This is a genomic window from Neobacillus sp. DZ-9 (genome assembly GCF_059587065.1).
Window position 1 is genome coordinate 71,109 of the sequence record NZ_JCAIOL010000014.1, and the last position, 20,011, is coordinate 91,119.

22 protein-coding genes are annotated in these 20,011 nt (G+C 37.1%); 16 read left to right on the forward strand and 6 right to left on the reverse strand.

Annotation, left to right across the window (positions count from 1 at the left end; all coding sequences use genetic code 11):
* Positions 1 to 5: 5 nt before the first annotated feature.
* Together AC59HZ_RS27390 and AC59HZ_RS27395 are read right to left on the reverse strand one after the other, a co-directional pair.
* The gene (locus AC59HZ_RS27390; protein ID WP_496548932.1) at positions 6 to 527 is read right to left on the reverse strand and encodes a MerR family transcriptional regulator; all 522 of its coding nucleotides are present in this window, start codon (positions 525 to 527) and stop codon (positions 6 to 8) included.
* 62 nt (positions 528 to 589) lie between these two features.
* Positions 590 to 1,468, reverse strand: a complete 879-nt coding sequence (locus AC59HZ_RS27395; RefSeq protein ID WP_496548933.1) for a MerR family transcriptional regulator — start codon at positions 1,466 to 1,468, stop codon at positions 590 to 592.
* A gap of 246 nt (positions 1,469 to 1,714) precedes the next feature.
* On the opposite strand from AC59HZ_RS27395, the gene AC59HZ_RS27400 reads away from it, so the two are divergent.
* The 9 genes from AC59HZ_RS27400 to AC59HZ_RS27440 all read left to right on the forward strand — a co-directional run bounded on the left by AC59HZ_RS27400 (position 1,715) and on the right by AC59HZ_RS27440 (position 8,640).
* Positions 1,715 to 2,230: a CBO0543 family protein gene (locus AC59HZ_RS27400; protein WP_496548934.1), complete on the forward strand. Its 516-nt coding sequence runs from the start codon at positions 1,715 to 1,717 to the stop codon at positions 2,228 to 2,230.
* Between the two features lie 180 nt (positions 2,231 to 2,410).
* Positions 2,411 to 3,070 (forward strand): 7-cyano-7-deazaguanine synthase QueC, encoded by a 660-nt coding sequence (queC, locus tag AC59HZ_RS27405; RefSeq protein ID WP_496548935.1) that lies wholly within the window; start codon positions 2,411 to 2,413, stop codon positions 3,068 to 3,070.
* A gap of 5 nt (positions 3,071 to 3,075) precedes the next feature.
* Entirely contained in the window at positions 3,076 to 3,558 is a 483-nt protein-coding gene (gene queD, locus AC59HZ_RS27410; protein WP_496548936.1) for a 6-carboxytetrahydropterin synthase QueD, read from the forward strand.
* Positions 3,551 to 4,279, forward strand: coding sequence for a 7-carboxy-7-deazaguanine synthase QueE (gene queE / locus AC59HZ_RS27415; protein ID WP_496548937.1), 729 nt, complete (start codon positions 3,551 to 3,553; stop codon positions 4,277 to 4,279). Before queD ends, queE begins: the two co-directional genes overlap by 8 nt.
* A 60-nt stretch (positions 4,280 to 4,339) precedes the next feature.
* The gene (locus AC59HZ_RS27420; protein ID WP_496548938.1) at positions 4,340 to 5,065 is read left to right on the forward strand and encodes a polysaccharide deacetylase family protein; all 726 of its coding nucleotides are present in this window, start codon (positions 4,340 to 4,342) and stop codon (positions 5,063 to 5,065) included.
* Positions 5,066 to 5,151: 86 nt separating this feature from the next.
* A complete protein-coding gene (locus AC59HZ_RS27425) occupies positions 5,152 to 5,976 on the forward strand; it encodes a DUF2935 domain-containing protein (protein ID WP_496548939.1) in 825 nt (274 codons plus the stop codon).
* 151 nt (positions 5,977 to 6,127) lie between these two features.
* Positions 6,128 to 6,475, forward strand: a complete 348-nt coding sequence (locus AC59HZ_RS27430) for a hypothetical protein (RefSeq protein WP_430069784.1) — start codon at positions 6,128 to 6,130, stop codon at positions 6,473 to 6,475.
* Positions 6,476 to 6,590: 115 nt separating this feature from the next.
* A complete protein-coding gene (locus tag AC59HZ_RS27435; RefSeq protein WP_496548940.1) occupies positions 6,591 to 8,093 on the forward strand; it encodes an aminotransferase class V-fold PLP-dependent enzyme in 1,503 nt (500 codons plus the stop codon).
* 58 nt (positions 8,094 to 8,151) lie between these two features.
* Positions 8,152 to 8,640, forward strand: coding sequence for a L,D-transpeptidase family protein (locus AC59HZ_RS27440; protein ID WP_496548941.1), 489 nt, complete (start codon positions 8,152 to 8,154; stop codon positions 8,638 to 8,640).
* A 53-nt stretch (positions 8,641 to 8,693) separates the two neighbouring features.
* Here AC59HZ_RS27440 and AC59HZ_RS27445 read toward each other — a convergent pair whose 3' ends face one another.
* Positions 8,694 to 11,096: an immune inhibitor A domain-containing protein gene (locus AC59HZ_RS27445; protein ID WP_496548942.1), complete on the reverse strand. Its 2,403-nt coding sequence runs from the start codon at positions 11,094 to 11,096 to the stop codon at positions 8,694 to 8,696.
* A 234-nt stretch (positions 11,097 to 11,330) separates the two neighbouring features.
* On the opposite strand from AC59HZ_RS27445, the gene AC59HZ_RS27450 reads away from it, so the two are divergent.
* Positions 11,331 to 12,272 carry an ATP-grasp domain-containing protein gene (locus tag AC59HZ_RS27450; RefSeq protein ID WP_496548943.1) on the forward strand — a complete coding sequence of 314 codons (942 nt, stop codon included), beginning with the start codon at positions 11,331 to 11,333 and terminating at the stop codon, positions 12,270 to 12,272.
* 52 nt (positions 12,273 to 12,324) lie between these two features.
* Here the strand turns inward: AC59HZ_RS27450 and AC59HZ_RS27455 are convergent, their stop codons facing one another.
* Positions 12,325 to 12,855, reverse strand: a complete 531-nt coding sequence (locus tag AC59HZ_RS27455; RefSeq protein WP_496548944.1) for a YceI family protein — start codon at positions 12,853 to 12,855, stop codon at positions 12,325 to 12,327.
* 173 nt (positions 12,856 to 13,028) lie between these two features.
* On the opposite strand from AC59HZ_RS27455, the gene AC59HZ_RS27460 reads away from it, so the two are divergent.
* Both AC59HZ_RS27460 and helD read left to right on the forward strand, forming a co-directional pair.
* Complete coding sequence (locus AC59HZ_RS27460) at positions 13,029 to 13,889, forward strand: hypothetical protein (protein ID WP_496548945.1); 861 nt, start codon at positions 13,029 to 13,031, stop codon at positions 13,887 to 13,889.
* Positions 13,890 to 14,080: 191 nt separating this feature from the next.
* Positions 14,081 to 16,405 (forward strand): RNA polymerase recycling motor HelD, encoded by a 2,325-nt coding sequence (gene helD / locus AC59HZ_RS27465; RefSeq protein ID WP_496548946.1) that lies wholly within the window; start codon positions 14,081 to 14,083, stop codon positions 16,403 to 16,405.
* A gap of 190 nt (positions 16,406 to 16,595) precedes the next feature.
* Here the strand turns inward: helD and AC59HZ_RS27470 are convergent, their stop codons facing one another.
* On the reverse strand, positions 16,596 to 16,730 hold the full coding sequence (locus tag AC59HZ_RS27470; RefSeq protein WP_289988262.1) for a BA3454 family stress response protein: 135 nt from the start codon (positions 16,728 to 16,730) through the stop codon (positions 16,596 to 16,598).
* 103 nt (positions 16,731 to 16,833) lie between these two features.
* Here AC59HZ_RS27470 and AC59HZ_RS27475 point away from each other — a divergent pair, with 103 nt between their 5' ends.
* Positions 16,834 to 17,301, forward strand: coding sequence for a GNAT family N-acetyltransferase (locus AC59HZ_RS27475; RefSeq protein ID WP_496548947.1), 468 nt, complete (start codon positions 16,834 to 16,836; stop codon positions 17,299 to 17,301).
* Between the two features lie 23 nt (positions 17,302 to 17,324).
* On the opposite strand, the gene AC59HZ_RS27480 is transcribed toward AC59HZ_RS27475, so the two are convergent.
* Positions 17,325 to 17,555, reverse strand: coding sequence for a hypothetical protein (locus AC59HZ_RS27480; protein ID WP_430069815.1), 231 nt, complete (start codon positions 17,553 to 17,555; stop codon positions 17,325 to 17,327).
* Between the two features lie 206 nt (positions 17,556 to 17,761).
* On the opposite strand from AC59HZ_RS27480, the gene AC59HZ_RS27485 reads away from it, so the two are divergent.
* The 3 genes from AC59HZ_RS27485 to AC59HZ_RS27495 are packed head-to-tail and all read left to right on the forward strand — an operon-like array spanning position 17,762 to position 19,889.
* On the forward strand, positions 17,762 to 18,511 hold the full coding sequence (locus tag AC59HZ_RS27485) for an SDR family oxidoreductase (RefSeq protein ID WP_496548948.1): 750 nt from the start codon (positions 17,762 to 17,764) through the stop codon (positions 18,509 to 18,511).
* The gene (locus AC59HZ_RS27490) at positions 18,492 to 19,520 is read left to right on the forward strand and encodes an S-adenosylmethionine:tRNA ribosyltransferase-isomerase (protein WP_496548949.1); all 1,029 of its coding nucleotides are present in this window, start codon (positions 18,492 to 18,494) and stop codon (positions 19,518 to 19,520) included. Before AC59HZ_RS27485 ends, AC59HZ_RS27490 begins: the two co-directional genes overlap by 20 nt.
* 15 nt (positions 19,521 to 19,535) lie before the next feature.
* Positions 19,536 to 19,889, forward strand: coding sequence for a VOC family protein (locus tag AC59HZ_RS27495; RefSeq protein WP_496548950.1), 354 nt, complete (start codon positions 19,536 to 19,538; stop codon positions 19,887 to 19,889).
* Positions 19,890 to 20,011 lie beyond the last annotated feature (122 nt).

The window sequence follows — 20,011 nt, forward strand, 5'->3', positions numbered from 1 at the left end:
TCCATTCATAACCCAAATAATGAACTAACGAAGTTTTTCTTTTTTCTTTTGACTTTTCCGTTGTCCAGGACGAGTGGTTTTTCCATTTGAGGAGATCTTTTCATTTCTTTTATTTCTGTTTGAAGGACTTCTACCTGTTGTGTTAAATCTTTTATTTGTTGCTGCAGTTCTTCAATTTCACGGCGATGCTGAAGAAGCTGGTAGGAAGCAACCGAATCTGCTTTTGCATGGAGACCCATTTCAAGTTTATTTACTTTTTCAATCAGCTTTTCAATTGATTCGTTCTTCTCCACAGGCTTCACTATACCTATTCGAGTTATCTTTTTCTCTTTTACAGGAGCAATTTCTTGAATTAAAGTCCCATTTTGAAGCTTTTCATGAATTTCTTTTAATACCTCAATGTCCTGGTCGTTAAAATGATAATGGCCTCGTTCATTTCGTTCCATCGGCAGGTCGAGCTGTTTTACCCAGCGCTGAATCGTACTAGTAGACACTCCTAATAATTTAGCTGCCTCGCTTGTATTCATACCGAATCCCTCCAAAGTTAAAATTCCCGTAAACTCCGAACGACGAAATGATTAACAATCTATTAACCCCAGAATTTCCACCATTTCTTTTCCTTTGCTGCTGCTACATCTCTAAAGCTTGTCAACATTTGTTGAAATGCTAATTCTCTTTGAGTAATTTCTTGACGGTATTGATTTCGTTCTTCGATAAAAAATTCACGGTCTACTGAAATGGCTTCAGTAAGATTTGAGATTTCGTTATTGGTTTCATCAACATAGTGAGCCAATTCTTCTGTGGTTTCGGAGAGTTGCTTTGAAAGGGTGAAAATTTCTTCTGTTGTTTCCATTGAAACGTTTGCAATGTTATTAGAAAGGTATTGTAATGATTCAAGCGTTTGTTCAGAAGCTTTTTCGATTGATTCTGAAAGCTGTTGTATATCAGCTTGTGTATTGGCTGATGATTTATAGATGGAATCGGAGATTGATTTGACGGTAGTTAACGTTCCATTTTTAATTTCTTTTTTTACTTCTTCTAAAACCTCTTTACGGACTACACTACGGATTTCTTCTTTTACTTCATTTAAAAAATTTTGAGTATAGGTATCCATGGCTTCGAAAAAAAGATTGGCATTATTTAATGGATACTCCTCCACAACCGTTGGTGTTATCGGTTCTGAAATGACCTCTACAGAGACGACAGAGGGTTCAAAATCAGCATCAGCAACATTTTCGGACTCTGGTTTTGGTTGGAGCGATTTGCGTATAAGATCTTTACTTGCCTTTTTTTCTTGCATACTCTTAATATCGAGAAGCAGGTTTATCTCCCGTTCTCCATAAATTCTTGCCCCTTGTTTTGTCCGGGGAATATCGAGTAACTCATTAAATTCTTTTTCCCACTGACGTAAGGCTCCAGGCGTGATATTTATTTTTTTTGCTGCTTCTTTTAAGGTATAGGTTTTCATTTACCAATCATTCCTCTCTAAAAAAAATCTAGGAAATAATCATCGTTATGATAGTAATTCACCATTAAGTATCCTATTTTCCTGCTATATGACAAAAGCTATCAAAACAAGACTTAATGCAAGAAATAACAACATATTACTGCAAATTGAGCGAAGTTCTTTTTTGAAATGAGTAAGTTAAAATAGATGAGTGTAAACTAATTGGAAAATGTCGCATGAACAATTTAAGAGGGGGAATACGCCTTCATGGTTGCGGTTATCTATTCAATTCTTTGGATTATAGCTGCCATTAAGTTGGGGGATTGGAGAAATTGGAAACAGTACTACCCAACAATGCTTTTCGCTTCTGTTGGCAATATGTTGTATGAAATTGTTTGCTCAGAGTACCCCATGTGGGCAATGGAAAAAAACGGTATGCCAAATCATACAATTCCTATTTTACTTTTATGTATTATTGGAATGCCGCTTTCAACCTTTGTTTATTTGTCCAATTTTCCCAATACTTTATCAAACGGCAGGAAATTTTTTTATCTTACATTATTTGTATTTATTTTTGTTGTGCTTGAATATATATCTGTTCAACTAGGCTCTATAACTTATCATAATGGCTGGAATTTATTATGGTCTATTGTGTTTAATTTCGTTATGTTTACAATCCTTGTCATTCACTACAGGAAACCTATTAAAGCACTTTTTCTGTCATCTATCTTTATTGTGATGTTGGCGATTATTTTTGATGTGGATTTCGGCAATATGAAATAGAATTAGCAAAAATTTTATCTTTGAAAATATTTATTTTGTGGTATAGTTAGAAACGGAAATATATAATAATCCGCAGGCAGATGCGGTAGAGGTTCTAGCACCCCTCTCAAAAAAAACTAAGAGGAACAGTACTGCTTCTTAGTGGTGCTGTTTTTCTATTTTAAGGAGAATGAGAAAAAAATGAAAAACAGTAAAGCATTAGTAGTCTTTAGCGGCGGTCAGGATAGTACAACATGTCTATTCTGGGCATTGGAACAATTTAAAGAAGTGGAAGTCGTCACTTTTAACTATAATCAGCGTCACAGCCTTGAAATTGAATGTGCCAAAAATATTGCAAATGAACTTGGTATCAGGCACCATATTTTAGACATGGCACTGCTAAATCAGTTAGCGCCAAGTGCGTTAACAAGGGATGATATAGAAGTGAAGGATGGCGAAGAGGGCGGGCTGCCATCATCCTTCGTACCTGGAAGAAATTTAGTCTTTTTAACGTTTGCAGGAATCTTAGCGAGTCAGATCGGTGCCAAGCATATTGTAACAGGTGTTTGTGAGACAGACTTTAGCGGCTATCCCGACTGCCGTGATATTTTTGTGAAATCCTTGAACGTTACCCTTAACTTATCGATGGATTCTCAATTTGTTATCCACACACCACTTATGTGGATTAACAAAGCCGAAACTTGGGAATTAGCCGATAAATTAGGAGCTTTAGATTTTGTCAGGGAAAAAACGTTAACTTGTTACAATGGCATTATTGCCGGTGGATGCGGAGAATGTCCTGCCTGTAAGTTACGACAAAACGGATTAGATGAATATTTGAAAATTCGAAAGGAGTTTTAACAGCCATGTATGGTTTTCGAATTGTTGATAAACTCCAAAAGATGGATGTAGATATCCAAAAAGAACAGCTAAGGTATCATAAAAAGCGTGTAATGGTTAGTAAAGAATTCACCTTCGATGCTGCCCATCACCTGCACAACTATGAAGGAAAATGTAAGAACTTACATGGACATACCTATAAAGTGATTTTTGGATTGAGCGGTTTTGTCGATGAACGCGGATTGATGATGGACTTTGGCGATATTAAAGATATTTGGAAAAATGAAATTGAAATCTTCCTCGATCATCGGTATTTAAATGAAACCCTTCCGCCGATGAATACGACAGCAGAAAATATGGTAGTTTGGATTTATGAAAAAATGGCTGAAGCCCTTAGCCAGGATGAAAGACAGAAACAATACCACGGTGTTAGAGTGGAATTTGTCCGTTTATTTGAAACACCGACTAGTTATGCGGAAGCCAGAAGGGAGTGGATGGAAGTTGAGTAAATTGCCTGTAATGGAAATTTTCGGCCCAACCATCCAAGGCGAGGGCATGGTTATCGGTCAGAAAACGATGTTTGTGAGAACGGCGGGCTGTGATTATGCCTGCAGCTGGTGTGATTCAGCTTTTACATGGGATGGAACAGGAAAAAATGACATCAATATGATGACAGCAAATGAAATTTGGGAAGAGCTAAAAAGACTTGGGGGAAATGGTTTTTCGTTTGTAACAATCTCTGGCGGAAACCCTGCTCTATTAAAAAATTTAGATACTTTAATAGAACTATTTAAAGAAAATAATATAAAAATAGGACTAGAAACGCAGGGCAGCAGATGGCAGGATTGGTTCGTAGATATTGATGAATTAACAATTTCACCAAAGCCGCCTAGTTCAAAAATGGAAACGGACTTCTCTTTACTTGATACAATCATACATCGTCTTGAAGGGACCGATCCCTCGAAACATGTTAGTGTAAAGGTTGTTATTTTTGATAACGAGGATTATGAATATGCAAAAAAAGTATATCAGCGTTATCCTAATGTGCCTTTCTTTTTACAGGTTGGAAATGATGATTTAACGACAATGGATAATCTGTCGTTAGTAAGTCAATTATTGAGTAAGTATGAGTGGCTTATAAATAAGGTGATGGATGATAATGATTTTACAAATGTAAAAGTCCTTCCGCAATTGCATACTTATATTTGGGGCAATAAAAGAGGGGTTTAGATCGAAATATTGGGGAAAACTATGCGGGAGTCGTTTACAGGTTATAAAGTGAGGGAATTTATGAAAAAGCTGCTATTTTTCCTGTGTCTTTTCGTAATTGGACTTCCTAGTGTAGTTTTCGCCCAGCAAAAGGTACCCATTCTTATCTATCACTCAATTGATGAATTTTCAGGCCATGGTTCGAAAGAGCTATATGTTACTCCGGAAAATTTTGAAAAACAAATGATCTATTTGAGAGATCATGGCTATACCTTGTTGACCTTTGAGCGCTGGCAAGATATTCAAAAAGTGAAAAAGCCAATTTTTATTACCTTTGATGATGGATATAAAAATAATTTGAACGTCTTTGCCATTTTTCAAAAAGTGAAAACGGATCATTTCAAGCCTGCTGGAACTATTTTTGTGATATCAGATTTTATTGGCCGTTCCAATCGATTATCGCAGTCAGACTTAAAGATGATGGCGAATTCTGGCATGATTTCTATTCAATCTCATACGGCAACCCATCCGGATTTAACCAAAGTGGAGAATTTGACCTATGAACTTAAGGAATCGAAAGAAAAAATACAGAGGATAACGGGAAAACCAGTCAAAGCTTTGGCCTACCCCTATGGAAATGCTGATGAACATGTTGTAAACGAAACGAAAAAGTACTATTCCTACGGACTTACTACTACCCCTGGTCCATATACAAAAACCGGGATTAAAAATGAGCTCTATCTCTTGCCAAGAAGTTACGTGAAATATTCAACATCACTTGAAGATTTTGCACAAATGGTAAAATGACATATAAGGATAGGCGATTACTTTTTAGAAGGTAATCGTCTTTTTTTGTGGTTTAAATAATATGCTCATTTTAGGGGGGAATGGGGATGATTTCTGCGATTAGTATATGGGAAGAGCATTTATTTTGGCTGGAAATTCTCCAGGATCATGCAATATTTGTTCGGGATCACTTGTCAAAAGAAGAAGAGGAGGCAATTTCCATCGCTGAAAGGTTTAAAGAATCATTCGGTGCCTTACTTAAAAGCCTGCACCAATTGAATCCAGACCTAAGTGTTTCCGCAAGTGAACAAATTGCCTTTGCTAAACAAGCTTATTCTGTTTCATTTGAGTATTATCGATTTGAGGGTCATTTACAAAATCTAAGGATAAAAAATGAAATAAATTTGAACTTATCACCAACCTATTTAAATGGAACACTGAATGAAAATCAGGAGTACTTAAGGATTCTTTCTTATTATGTAAATGGACAACAACCTGTACCATTAAGACTTGATCAATTGCTAGATTTATGGCTGGAGGATCAGCTCGGTCATATCATTTTATTAAGGAATATCATAGATCCAATTGAATTGGCCGTAGATAAGCAGACTGATGGGTATGCCCAAAGGTTCCAGATGTATATCCTGCAAAATCATCATGTAAAAGGGTTCCTTCGATTTATGGAGCAGGGTTTCCCGCGTCAGAAAGAGCTTGCCTTAGATGTGGGAAGAACCGTTATTGAAATGAATTTGTTCATCAGGTCGATTATGGAAAAATATAAAGGTAATCGGATATTAAATAAAACAACTTTAAGGTTTATAGAGCATCACTTTCCCGAAACCTGTTATTTTATAAAAAAATTAGCGGAATTTGCTCCGGAACTTCATTCAGAAAGTACGCGTTGTTCCTTACAAAAACCATCTTTTGGCTAAGGAGAGGAACTGGGCATCAAAAGCTGCTCAGTTCTTTCTATATTAATATGAAAAATTTCGATAATGACAAAGCATTGTAATCTGTCCGAAACTTCCGTGTAAACTATCACAGCTATAATAGAACAAAGACTCTAATGGGGCTGGTGTTTATATGGAAGAAACAATGGTAAAATCTTATTTGCAGAAATCACTAGAAGAGTGGAGGGATGATATTTCACTCGTTCTTGATGAAATTGCGTCGGAATATGATGAAGTGGCACAGGAATTAAAGGTTTATTCCTATAAATATGGGATTACCAAACAGGTAATTCAATCGACAGTAAATGAAGAAATAATTGAAAAAATTCGCCAAATGTATCACAAGCCGTTTGAAGAAAGCTATAATCAGCTGAAGGAATACATAAAGGATCTTGAGGAAAAGCGAAGAGTGTTTCAAATGTTTATTCAAAAAATTGAAGAAGTGACCAAGAAAGAATCAGCGAAAATTACTACTTATTAACTATCTTAGGAGGCACCGTTTAACGGATGCTTCCTTTTTGTTTGGCGTGAACCACTCCAAAAGGGATTTGCATATATTAAATAAATAGCATGATGGAATAGCGAGGTGTCAATACATGATAACGGCAAAAATTGGAAGTAATACCTATCAAATCCCGGATAACCTCGAGGAGTATTTTCAATCGTTTCGCAAGCAAGTGATTGGGATGAATCAAGAGTTTGAATCGCCCTACGGCAAAAAGAAAATTATTTATGCCGACTGGACTGCCAGTGGCCGTTTGTATAGACCGATTGAGCAAAAAATTTCTGATGTATTTGGACCATATATGGCCAATACCCACACAGAATCCAATATTACCAGTCTTATGATGACGGGAATATATAAGCAATCCAGAAAAATTATAAAGGAACATGTTAATGCCGATAAGAATGACGCTGTTATCTTGGATGGTTTTGGGATGACATCAGTCATCAACAAATTTCAAAGGCTCATAGGAATCAGAGTGCCAGAACAGTGGAAAAACAGCCTGCAGCTCCCTGACGAAGATAGACCGATTATTTTTCTGACTCACATGGAGCACCATTCAAATCATACCTCTTGGCTCGAGACTTTGGGAGAGGTAGTGATCATTCCACCCGATCAGGAAGGAAGAGTGGATGTTCAACAATTGGAACAACAACTAACTCGTTATAAAAACCGCCGGATTAAAATCGGTTCATTTACTGCCTGTTCCAATGTATCTGGAATCCAAACTCCCTATCATCAGTTAGCAAAAATGATGCATAAACATGGCGGGATTTGTTGTGTGGACTTTGCCGCATCGGCTCCATATATCAAGATTGATATGCATCCAGAAGATCCGCTGGAAAAACTAGATGCTATTTTTTTCTCACCCCATAAATTTTTAGGGGGACCTGGAACTAGCGGGGTATTAGTGTTTGATTCTCGATTATATAAAAATAAGGTACCCGATCATCCCGGAGGAGGAACGGTGACATGGACAAATCCTTGGGGCAATCATAAATATTATGATGACATTGAACTGCGTGAAGACGGAGGTACTCCGGGCATACTTCAAGCCATTCGAATCGCACTTTGCTTGAATTTGAAAAAACAAATGGGGGTTCCAAACATCTTAAAAAGAGAAAAAGAACAGCTTTCTCTTTTGCTATCACAATTAGAGGAAATTCCAACTCTACACATATTAGACGGTCACATCAGGGAGCGCTTAGGCATTGTATCTTTTTATGTGGAACACATACACTACAACTTAATTGTCCGCTTACTTAATGATCGATTTGGCATTCAGGTAAGGGGAGGCTGTTCGTGTGCGGGAACTTATGGACATTACCTATATAACATAGATGAAAATTCATCAAAGCTAATAACCGATCAAATAGACCACGGGGATATGTCCACAAAACCTGGATGGGTTCGCTTTTCTTTACATCCAATAATGACAAATGAAGAAATTTCATTGTTTGCTCATGCAATGGGGGAAATTGTCAGCAACATTTCAGATTTGAAAAAGGACTATGTATATGATGCCGCGAGCAATGATTATTTTTATATCCACCATATTAGAGAGGATATGTCTTCCTTATTCCGCTTTGAATAGGGAGGTATCATAGTCCAACGATTTTTCATATGCTAATCTAAAAAGGGGGTGGTATGGGATGATTCATACAGTTAAAGCTGGTGAAACATTACCTATCATATCCGCTAATTATCGGGTTAGCCTCAGGCGGCTTTATGCTGCAAATCCCGGAATAGGGCATTTGCATGCAGGACAAAAAATACAAATTCCCGGTCTGCCGGAGCCGAGTACGATCCCTTTTTCTATTCAGATTTCAGTAGGGAAGAGAAGACTAACTTTATTTAATAATGGGAGACTAGTTAGAATCTTTCCAATTGCAGTTGGGAAGATGCTGACCAATACTCCAACTGGAGAATATGTCATTGTAAATCGCCAGTACAATCCTGGAGGGCCGTTTGGTGTTTTATGGATGTCCCTTTCAAAACAGGGTTATGGGATACATGGTACCAATGATCCTAGTTCAATCGGAAAAGCCGTTTCCCATGGATGTGTAAGGATGTACAATCGGGATGTTTTGCAGCTTGCGGATATGGTTCCGAATGGAACTAGAGTTGTTATTAGTCCTTAGATTGAAGAAAAAAGGCCCACCTTCGAAAAAGAGGAAGGTGGGCTTAAAATTTATTATTTATAGATTACGATTGAGCCTACAGATTTATCTGTTGATTGTCCGTTTACTCGAACCTTTAGTCCAAAGTGAGGAACGTTTCGTCCTTCATCTGGTAAAAATGGATTTAAGAAAGATTTGCTATCGTCGAATAGTGAAACAGCATCTTGACTTGGTGCAGTCATATTTCTAAATCCATAATCAATAAATAGGTTTGAGGTTGGATTTAAGCCAAATGCAGCATCTCGTGTATAGAATCGAGAAAGTACTGGGTCATTATTGCTCCATGATAAACTTTGAGCTAAATGGGCATCAACTACTCCAAGGAACCCATCACCAGGATGCCCTCCATTTTCAACTGGACCAGTCCAGTTTTCAGTAAAGCTATCATCCACATACCAGACCACTAATCCACCATCAAAGCTCATTAAGGAATTACCGCGCTTAATATGGGCAAGACCTGCATCGACACCTTTATGATTTCTCCATTCAAGTAGATAGTAATGGTTAGTTAATTTGTTCCCATCCATTTTAGTGAAACCGTTTAAAGAAAATTGAGAAGTTGAATTTTCAGCACCATCATTTACTAAAGTTTGACCATCTGCAACTACTTTTAGGTTATCAACAAAGAATCCAAGTTTTGAGGTTCCCCAGTCTGTTGCATAGCGAACGCGAAGTTGAATTTTTTGACCTGCATATGCTGATAAATCAAAAGTCTGTGCTTGCCATCCATTGGAATTTCCAGTGAAACCAGGCATTGAATTTAAGATAGTTGGATATCCTTCAGCAACCACATCTGAACGAGTATGATCATTTCCTAAAGACTTCCAAGTTGAGCCATTATCAGTGGATACTTGTACGAAACCAAAATCCCATTGCTCTTCAGTATCATACCAAGCATCGAAGGTTAAGGTACCAGATGTTTTTCCTGTTAAATCCACATTAGTTACCATATTGGAATCCATTTCATCAGCTTGTCCGCCCCAGAACTCATAATTACCAGCAGCTGGAGTATTGATAGGTGTTTTCTTCTTAGGAAGATTCACCCGAATAGCTTGATTATTTTGTCCAAGTGGTGAATTTGCTTGGTCAAGTAAGAATTGTGTTCCTTTTGTGGAGACTTGGTCCCATTCTACAACCTTCGGACTTGTCCATTTTCCACCAAGTGTGGTTTGGAAATACTGTTTAGCCCAAGGAGAGAAGCCTGTTGGTTCTGCACCCGGGATTTTACCAGCCCATGAACCGCTTGACATGATGGACCAATAATCGATTGGCTCACCTTGACCAGAATAAATCGTGTCATATTCATCTGGTAGACCTAAATCATGTCCATATTCGTGTGCGAAAACACCAGTTGCACCGTCTTCAGGCATCATTGTGTAATCATAGAATCCAGGTAAACCTTTGCCTAAACCATCTGGATCAACGAGTGTAGCTGAACGGTGAGACCAAATGGCTTCACTGCCTTGCTTACCACCGCCTGCTTCTTGGCCGATCCCGGAATGGATAATCTGTAAGTGGTCTACTAATCCATCCGGCTCCCAGAAGTTTCCGTCTCCATCTAGATCATGCGGATCTTCTAAATCATAGTCTTGAAGAGGAATTCCAGCAGCTTTTGCAGCAGCGTAGGTGTCAGCAACCAATTTTTTTGCTCCACCTGGTGTGACGTTATCGTGGCCTCCAGTTGTTCTATCCGCACCATAGTATTTTGCAGTACCAGGTACCTTTAACCATCCATATGCTTTTCCATTAACAGTATATGTTCCACCTGATTGTTCTTCATAATATTGCTTTTGTGATACTAGATTTTCACCGTTTGGACCTTCTACCCCATGCTCACCAAAAATCATATCTTCATAGTGTTCAAGATTATAATCTTTATAGTAATTATCTGTTTCCCCAGGCTGAATACTATTATGTGGTAAATCAGAGAATTCTACTGTTAATGTTAATAGTTTTCCTTGTTTCTGAATGCCAGGCGATTTTCCTTCTTTTACAGGGTCAGGATTGCCCTTCAATTGGCCATTTTTGTTACCGCTTCCATTTAACAATCCATAATTGAAATCTTTAAATTTCCTTTGTTTTTGTGCATCTGCTGCTTTTACTTTTGCGGCTAAAGGATCAACAGTGGTTTCTTTATCTTGCTTCCCCTTTAACTCTAGGTAATTATGTAGTGCTTTTTGCTGCTCTGCAGAAGATGCTTCTTTGGAGATGATACCCTGTTTAATAAGGGAATCTAGTAATTTGTCCTCATTTACTACAGATAAGTCTAGCGAACCATAAGAATGAGAGACTGAAGCTTGACTTTGACCCTGGTTTTGGACGGCAGCCGAAGTTTTCGCATAGTTTCCAGGAAAGCCGGAAAATAGTGTACCTGCGATAACAGCTGTAGTAAGTCCTGTTTTTAATAGCTTTTTCAATAATCTTCCCCCTTAGGAAAAAATAGAGTGCCTTTTAATAATATTTCGAATATTGAAATAACACAACAGGAAAATTTGCTCAATTTTCTGTAAATTCGAGCAAAAAATAGGGAATTTGACATATTTTGTATGAGGGATTTTTGTCACATCTTTCCGTTTCTACCTTCACAAAACGACAAGCGAAATTTACAATTAAAATATAATAGTATAATCAGCAAAAGAGGAGACTTTTCGATGAAAAAAGTTTATATCATCCATGAAAATAACGAATGGACCATTCATCTAACGAAGCGCTTAGATGAATTAAAAGTCCCATATGAAGAATGGCATCTAGATCGAGGAAGGCTGGATCTATCTAAAGAACCACCAGAAGGGGTTTTTTATAATCGGATGAGTGCCTCTTCTCATACGAGAGGACACCGCTTTGCACCGGAATTTACAGCACAGGTCCTTGCCTGGCTTGAATCCCATGGGAGAAAAGTTTTTAATGGGACCCGCGCCCTCCAGCTAGAGGTAAGCAAGGTTTTGCAATACCTTGAGCTAACTAAACATGGCATCCAAACTCCGCGGACCCTTGCAGCTGTTGGTAAAGAACAAATATTAGAGGCAGCAGCTGAATTTGATGGAATACCTTTTATAACCAAACACAACCGTGCAGGAAAAGGACTTGGTGTCCAATTATTTCAGTCAATAGATGCTTTACGGAGTTATGTTGAAGGTCCTTCATTTGAGGAACCGGTTGATGGGATTACATTAATTCAAGAATATATCCAAGCACCGGAAAGTTTTATTACCCGCTGTGAATTCGTTGGCGGAAAATTTATTTATGCAGTAAAGGTGGATACTTCAGAAGGTTTTCAATTATGTCCAGCAGATGCCTGTCAAATTGGGGATTTATTTTGTCCTGTAGGTGAAACTGCGGAAAAAACTAAATTTCAAATCATTGAAGGATTTAATGACCCAATTTTAAAAAAATACGAGCAGATTCTCTCTGCTAACCACATTAATGTCGCTGGAATTGAATTAATTCGTAATTCAACAGGTGAAATATTCACCTATGATATCAACACAAATACAAACTATAATTCAGATGCAGAAGAAATGGCTGGTAAATTTGGCATGTTAGAACTGGCCAAGTTTTTAAAAAATGAGTTAAATCTACTTCCTGAGGACTAAAACAAAGGAAAGAGGCAGTTCCAAACGGAACTGCCTCTATTTTTATTGAAGATTAAGCTTTAGCAGCCTGAATTTGAAGGTTGATTTTTACTTTATCGCCAACAAGTACGCCGCCTGTTTCAAGTGCAGCATTCCAAACTAGGCCATATTCAGAACGGTTGATGCTGCCTGTTGCACTGAAGCCAGCCTTTTCATTACCCCATGGATCTTTTCCTGTACCTTCAAATGAAACAGCAAATGTTTCTTTCTTTGTTACACCACGAAGAGTTAAATCACCAGTCACATTGTATTCTCCGTCATCTATTTTTTCAATATTAGTAGCCTTGAAAGTCATGTTAGGATGATTTGTAGCGTCAAAAAAATCAGCTGAAGCTAAGTGTCCGTCACGATCTTGGTTGCGAGTGTCAACACTAGCCGTTTCAATCGCAAATTCGATTGATGCAGTTGTTAAATCAGTTGGATCTGCTTCAATTGTTGCATTAAAGCTGTTGAAAGAACCTTTTACATTTGCAATCATCATGTGTCGAACCGAAAAATCTACACTGCTGTGCGCAGCATCTAATATCCATTTTGATTTAGACATGGGTTAATCTCTCCCTTTTTTGTTTTGAATTTATTTATCTCGAAATTAAAATAACTTAATTCAAGATAAATTATATTGTGTTGGACATCTTGTTGTCAATTGATTTTTTATAATTTTTTTTCAATCATGGCAAATACTAAAAATTAATTGTTAATAAGGGAGGTGTTGTATGGATGAGAAGCTTGAAACGAAATCGTAGCTCTTTTTTCATCCTTTTTCTAATACATACATTCCTTCTAATTGCTGCGGTACAAAAAAGCAGGAATCGAAAAAAAGTATTTGTTTTGTTGTTAGCGAATATGGGTTTTTCCTATTTATTCGAGTACTTTGTCTTTAATTTATTGAAGTCATATTCCTATAAACCAAAAATTCTTCAAAAAAAACTATTTGATAATGTTTTGGGTGCTTTTTTATCGCAAGCTATTTATGTGCCATTTACGGCTGTTTTTTTAACTGGAATTAAATCAGGCTGGGGAACAAAAGTAGCTGCAGGCATTTATTTTTATTTAGTAGAAAAACTATTTTTATGGCTGGGGGTTTTTAGGCTATCGGGCTGGAAATCAATATACACGTTAATCCTTCTGCCGCTTTATTTTAAATTAAGTGATTTCTGGTTTGCTTCATTAAATAAAAAAGCATCAATAGTACGATTTATCACACTCTTTTTCATGATCATGGTTACCGAAACCAATTTATTTTTAATGTTTGCTTTTTCAAGGCTGTACCGTTTTGGTATAGGAAAGTACCATTCATGGAGAGAACATTTTATCTTATCACCTTTATACACAATTCTATTGTCTTTATTTACAGCATTTTCGTTAAAAAAGAAAAACACTGTTGCAGTGAAGCTGGGAGTTGTTTTATTTGCCGCTTGTTTAAATAAATTTTTCGTAAGGATCAAGCTTTTAAAAAATAATCTTCAACCATTTTCTTACCTTGGAATAAGATTGATCATGATCTTTATTTATGGAGAATATAGGAATTGGGTTTATGAGGATGGAGCGAACGAATTATTGAAAAACAAAAAAGACTAATAAAAAATGCCTCGTGCATTTTTTATTAGTCTTAAAAATTCACTTGTGAAAGTTTAAGAAGCGTGATAAAATGAATTTTGGTTTAATATGTAAAATGTCATATTTCGGTTAAAATACCCTATAATAACATTAACATATTAGTTTGTGAAAGTCAAACAAAAGGACCAAAATTTTTTCTGGGGAGTGGTTTCATGAACGAAAAACAGAATAAAGTTTGGCAATTGGAACAAGAACGGGTACATGAGGTTGTCGTAGAAATTGAGAAAAAAGAAAATAAATTAATGCGAAATACCGGCAAAGTCAGTTCAGACGTTCTGGAGCTACGAAAAACCTTTTGGGAAGATGTTACCGTTAATTTGGATGATCCTGATGATGTTATCGAAACGGCAGCGAGTATTAAGCAGCAGTCAGAATTACTTTCAGAGCGGGAACGGACCCATAAACAACTGGATAAACACCTTAAAACGCTTGATCGGCTTAAATATTCCCCATACTTTGGAAGAATTGATTTTTTGGAGGATGGAGAAAAAGAAACAGAAAGTGTTTATTTGGGAATCGCTTCGTTTATGGATCAGGATGACGAGAATTTTTTAATTTATGATTGGCGTGCACCAATTTCGAGCCTTTATTATGATTATTCTCCAGGTCCAGCCCATTATAAAACCATGGATGGAAACATTGAAGGAGAAATGGAACTAAAGCGTCAATTTATTATTCGTGCTTCAGAAATTAAAGGAATGTTTGATACCGGGGTAACAATTGGCGATGAAATGCTCCAGGAAGTGCTTGGGAACAACGCAAGCACACAAATGAAAAGTATTGTTGCGACGATTCAACGTGAACAAAATCTGATTATCCGAAATGAAAAAAGTAAGTTACTTATTGTCCAAGGGGTAGCGGGAAGCGGGAAAACCTCAGCGGCATTGCAGAGGGTAGCCTATTTGTTATATCGCTATCGAGATACGCTAAAGTCGGAAAATATTATGCTGTTTTCTCCCAATCCCTTGTTCAATAGCTATGTGGCCACCGTGCTTCCTGAACTTGGGGAAGAAAATATGCAGCAAGCGACTTTTATGGAGTACCTAAATCATCGTTTGGGTCATGAATTTGAAGTAGAAGACTCATTCAATCAGATGGAGTATTTGTTAAACGGACAAAATGACGAGGAATTTCAGGTTAGAGTTTCTGGCATCCGTTATAAGGCAAGTCTCGAATTTAAACAAATCATCGATCAATATACATCCATTTTATCAAAAGAGGGTTTGCTTTTTAGAGATTTGATCTTTAGAGGTGATGTATTAATTTCGAAAAGTGAAATCCATCAACATTTTTATAATTTAGATAAGAATTTCACCATGCCAAATCGGATACAGCTAGTTAAAGAATGGTTGATAAAAGAGTTGAAACGTGCGATGAAACAAGAGCGTTCAAGAAGTTGGGTGGAGGATGAAATTCAATTTCTTGAAAAAGAAGATTATATGGAGGCATACAAGAAGCTTCAAGAGAAGAGCCATTTTACTGAAAATACTTTTGATGATTTTGAAAGAGAACAAAAATTTTTAGCTGAAATGGTAGTGAAAGAAAAATTTAAGCCTTTATTTGCAAGGGTGAAAAATTTGAAATTTATCGACATGCCGGGGATTTATCGGCAAATTTTTGAATCGGGACATAGATTGAAGGTAAACTTACCAGACAATTGGGAAAGTTTTGCGATGCAAACAGTAGATAAATTGACAACTGGGGAAGTTCCTTATGAGGATGCCACTCCATATGTCTATCTGCAGGATTTAATTCAAGGGCGGAGATCGAATACTTCTATCCGCCACATCTTTATTGATGAAGCGCAGGATTATACTCCATTTCAATTTGCTTTTATCCAAAAATTATTCCCGTATAGTAAGATGACCTTGCTAGGTGATTTCAATCAAGCCATCTTTTCAGGCGCGACGGGGTCCGAAACTGTATTAACAGATTTAGACTTGAAAGGTGACGACATTGAAACGTATGTTTTAACTAAAACGTATCGTTCAACTAGAGAAATCGTGGAATTTACAAGTGGGTTGATAGACGGTGGAGATAAAATTGAACCTTTTAACCGGAGAGGCAGAAAGCCTATATTAGAAAGGGCAGAACAATCAGAGCTAACTACTCTCATTGCTGAGAAAATTAAAGCCATTGAGAAACAAGGGCATAAGACAATCGCCGCCATCTGCCGCACTGCAGAGGAAAGTAAAATCGTGTATGAGGCGCTTAAGAATAAAGTCTCGATCCATTTAATCGAAAAAGGTACGATTTCTTATGAGAAAGGCATTCTGGTGATTCCGTCGTATCTTGCTAAAGGAATTGAATTTGATGCGGTCATTTTGTACGATAGTTCAGCATATAGAAGTGAAAGTGAACGAAAGCTCTTTTATACGGTCTGTACTAGGGCCATGCATGAATTGCATCTATTTGCAGCAGGGCCAATCAGTCCGTTATTAAATTCTGTTCCGAAAGATTCCTATGTAATAATTTAATCAAAGTCAAAGCTGCAGGTTTTGAGAATCTTGCAGCTTTTTCGTTAATGAAAGGAGGCAATTATGTTAGCCTTGATTGGTTCAATTATTTCCTATGGCACACTTAGAAAATTCATTCCCAACAATTAAAAAAGTTGATTAAATAAGAAACACAGCAGCATTAGCCTGCCGCTGTGTTTTTAGTGAGAGATTATTTTTTCCATTGCTTTTGAACTTGCTCAAAAGCAAGTCGAAGGATTTCTTCATCGGTTGTGTCCCGGGTTGTTATTACATTCGTTAAATAGCTTCTGCCTTCAAACGTAATCGTTACTTCAACTTGTACCATGGGAATCACCTTTCTTTTCTAAATTGTATTTGAAAGTTTGCTAAAAGGTATAAATGAATTTTTGATATAATGGTTCCAAGAATGAATTGTAAGGTGATAAATAATGTCAATGTTTTTAGAAGAGATTAAGAAAGATACACTGTATATTGCTGTTGAAATAGTTAATTCAAACCCCGAGTATAATGTATTTGAAAACGGTAAAGAAACAAGGGAACTAGAAGATCTTGAAGAAGAATTTTTAAATCAAAACACACTTAGTGCTTTTATTAAACTAGATGATACATATATAGGTGTCATTGATTTTATGCTGAAAAATTCAAATGATCATTTTCCATGGTTAGGTTTACTTATGATACATGTTGATTACCAAGGTTATGGTTTTGGTGCACAGGCCTATGCACTATTTGAAAAAGAGATGCTAAAACGAGGTTTGGACACTGTCCGAATTGGTGTGTTACAAGAAAATAAAAAAGCGCAGCATTTTTGGGAGTCGCAAGGATTTGTTTATTTTAAAACGACATCATCCAAAAATGGAAGTGGAATATTATGCTATCAAAAATCAATCGTATAGAAAACTTCCTAAAAGGGAAGCTATCAAATCTCAACAGTCATAAATTCCTCCACAAATAGCTGCACCTGATTCTTGTCAATTTGATTTTTCTTAAGTAAGGATTCAACGATGACAAGATGGGCTTGAATGGAAACATTTTTCTTTAACTCTCGAACGGATACATCGCCATTCAATAATTGGATGGCTTTTTCTCTGATGTCTTGATTCTTAGAAGACTTGTAAAGAAGATAGGCAATGCAAGTAATCTTATCCACTGCAAACACTCCTCATAAATCAAGAATCTAACTTTTTTATATAATTCGACCGCAATTTTAAATTTCCTGCTAATTTTCTGAAAATTATTAAAAAATATTAGACTAAAGTCGTAGATAGAATCAAGCTTCTTTACGAGGTGATAAAACTACAAATTCCTTATGATAGAACCATAGAAAACAAAATGAATCGTAAGGGGTTTTATAAAATGGAAAACAATCAAGTAGTGATGATTACAGGTGCTTCAAAGGGATTAGGGAAAGCATTAACTTTAGCATTTGCTCGAAAAGGAGCTAGCTTGGCAATTTGTGCAAGAGGTGAACATGATTTAGAAAATGTTAAAAAAGAAGCTGAATCCCTTGGTGCACCTAATGTAATCACGGTAACGGCAGATATTTCTAAATCGAGAGATGTAGAAAGATTTGTGGCGGTTACTGAGAATGCCTTTGGGAAAATTGATGTTTTGATAAATAATGCTTCGATCCTGGGACCAAGTCCGATGCCTTTACTATTAGATTTCCCGGAGGAAGATTTTGTTGAAGTGTTAAGGGTCAATGCAGTGAGCACGTTTTTAGTCACTAGGAGGGTGCTGCCAGGCATGCTGCTTAGAAATAGCGGTTCAGTCATAAATGTAACTTCAGAAGCGGGTAACACAGGATATGCTGGCTGGGGGGCCTACGGGATTTCAAAATTTGCAGTTGAAGGACTAACTGAAACATGGGCAGATGAGGTGGGCGATACGGGTGTCCGGGTAAATATGGTTGATCCTGGTGAAATGGATACAGAGATGCACCAATTAGCAGTACCTGATTGTGACTATGAATTAGCCAATCCCAATGATGTTGTCGAAGTTTTCCTTTACCTTGCCTCTGATAAATCTAAGAAGGTAAACGGACAGCGATTCCGAGCACAGGAATTTACTCAAGGGAGTGTTGAAGATGCTGCAAGAAACGCTTAAATTTGAACTGCCTTCCGTTTTAAATGCCTCTATGCCGCCAGAAAGAAGAGGAGTCCGCAGAGACCAGGTTAAAATGATGGTCCAAGACCGCAAGACCGGGCAAACATCACATGATCACTTTTTTAATCTTGAAGTTTATTTAAAAAAGGGCGATGTTCTTGTTCTAAACAGCAGCAGAACAGTACCAGCAATATTAACTTCGAAACTGATGCGCGAGGGAAATTTAATCTATCGAGAAATTGAAATCCGCTTAGCCCGACGGATTAATGAAAGCAGCTGGGAAGCACTGGCTGTTAGTGAGAGGATTGAAAATGGCGATCTGCTTGTCTTTTCACCGAGTCTGACCGGGGAGGTGGTATCTGCACCTAAAAATCGCCCGTTTATTACTATCAGATTTAATCAAAAAGGTTCTGAATTGTATGATGAAATCTATGCAATCGGTGAGCCAGTTCGTTATGAATATATTAATAGCCCATGGGAACTTGGTTATTACCAAACAGTTTTTGCCACTCATCCTGGATCTGTTGAAATGCCTTCTGCCGGGCGCGCGTTCAGCTGGGAATTATTATTTAAATTACAGAAAAAGGGGATAAAACTCGTTTTTATCCAGCTTCATACAGGGCTCAGCTATTTTTTGGATGATAAATGGGATCATTCACCAACTGAAAATCCTGAAGAATATAACATTCCAGCTGAGGCTTGGGAGGATATTTTACAGGCAAAGATGAATGGTAAAAGGGTAATTGCTGTTGGTACGACAGTTGTCCGAGCGATGGAGACTGCTGCAGAAAATGGGAATCTTTCTGGTTGGACTAATCTTTATATTACCAAGAAATTTGACTTGAAAATCGCAGATGGTATTATCACAGGAATGCATGAACCAGAAGCAAGCCATTTAGATATGCTCTCAGCCTTTGTCAACCAGCAGAATTTATTCAATGCCTATCAAGAGGCAATCGCATTGGGTTATTTATGGCATGAATTTGGCGATATGAATCTTATTTTATAATGGCAGGAAAATAGTATGTTAAAAATCCATCATTACGCAATGGAAGTTACTGACGTTCTCATAGTTAAGGATTTTTATTTAACTCTATTGGGGTTTGTCGAGGATGAAAAGGTAGAGTTTGCTGGTGAAGAAATCCTATTTTTACGGAATGGAGATTTCCATCTTGAACTTATTGAAGTAAATCAAGGGGAATCTCTTCCTGGAAATGTTCATCTATGTTTTGAAACAAAAAGTATAAAAGATATTATGGAAAAGTTTTCAAAAGCTGGAATTGCTCCTGAGGAAGGGCCGTATACCTTGAAAAATGGCTGGAAAACGGTTTTCTATAAAGGCCGTGCGAAGGAAATATTAGAATTTCTTGAGCCTTAATTTGTTGTATATTGCTTATTGAGTTGAATTTTTTGTATAATATTGAAGGGATAAAAGAAAAATGATGATTTGTAATACCTTACTCTACCTTTCGTCCCCATTGGGATGAAGGGTTTTTATTT

Bases quoted from the DNA above. Each gene is read 5' to 3' on its own strand.
- AC59HZ_RS27390 (WP_496548932.1), bottom strand. From the start codon at position 527: ATGAATACAAGCGAGGCAGCTAAATTATTAGGAGTGTCTACTAGTACG.
- AC59HZ_RS27395 (WP_496548933.1), bottom strand. From the start codon at position 1,468: ATGAAAACCTATACCTTAAAAGAAGCAGCAAAAAAAATAAATATCACG.
- AC59HZ_RS27400 (WP_496548934.1), top strand. From the start codon at position 1,715: ATGGTTGCGGTTATCTATTCAATTCTTTGGATTATAGCTGCCATTAAG.
- queC (WP_496548935.1), top strand. From the start codon at position 2,411: ATGAAAAACAGTAAAGCATTAGTAGTCTTTAGCGGCGGTCAGGATAGT.
- queD (WP_496548936.1), top strand. From the start codon at position 3,076: ATGTATGGTTTTCGAATTGTTGATAAACTCCAAAAGATGGATGTAGAT.
- AC59HZ_RS27420 (WP_496548938.1), top strand. From the start codon at position 4,340: ATGAAAAAGCTGCTATTTTTCCTGTGTCTTTTCGTAATTGGACTTCCT.
- AC59HZ_RS27425 (WP_496548939.1), top strand. From the start codon at position 5,152: ATGATTTCTGCGATTAGTATATGGGAAGAGCATTTATTTTGGCTGGAA.
- AC59HZ_RS27430 (WP_430069784.1), top strand. From the start codon at position 6,128: ATGGAAGAAACAATGGTAAAATCTTATTTGCAGAAATCACTAGAAGAG.
- AC59HZ_RS27435 (WP_496548940.1), top strand. From the start codon at position 6,591: ATGATAACGGCAAAAATTGGAAGTAATACCTATCAAATCCCGGATAAC.
- AC59HZ_RS27440 (WP_496548941.1), top strand. From the start codon at position 8,152: ATGATTCATACAGTTAAAGCTGGTGAAACATTACCTATCATATCCGCT.
- AC59HZ_RS27450 (WP_496548943.1), top strand. From the start codon at position 11,331: ATGAAAAAAGTTTATATCATCCATGAAAATAACGAATGGACCATTCAT.
- AC59HZ_RS27455 (WP_496548944.1), bottom strand. From the start codon at position 12,855: ATGTCTAAATCAAAATGGATATTAGATGCTGCGCACAGCAGTGTAGAT.
- AC59HZ_RS27460 (WP_496548945.1), top strand. From the start codon at position 13,029: ATGAGAAGCTTGAAACGAAATCGTAGCTCTTTTTTCATCCTTTTTCTA.
- helD (WP_496548946.1), top strand. From the start codon at position 14,081: ATGAACGAAAAACAGAATAAAGTTTGGCAATTGGAACAAGAACGGGTA.
- AC59HZ_RS27470 (WP_289988262.1), bottom strand. From the start codon at position 16,730: ATGGTACAAGTTGAAGTAACGATTACGTTTGAAGGCAGAAGCTATTTA.
- AC59HZ_RS27475 (WP_496548947.1), top strand. From the start codon at position 16,834: ATGTCAATGTTTTTAGAAGAGATTAAGAAAGATACACTGTATATTGCT.
- AC59HZ_RS27485 (WP_496548948.1), top strand. From the start codon at position 17,762: ATGGAAAACAATCAAGTAGTGATGATTACAGGTGCTTCAAAGGGATTA.
- AC59HZ_RS27490 (WP_496548949.1), top strand. From the start codon at position 18,492: ATGCTGCAAGAAACGCTTAAATTTGAACTGCCTTCCGTTTTAAATGCC.
- AC59HZ_RS27495 (WP_496548950.1), top strand. From the start codon at position 19,536: ATGTTAAAAATCCATCATTACGCAATGGAAGTTACTGACGTTCTCATA.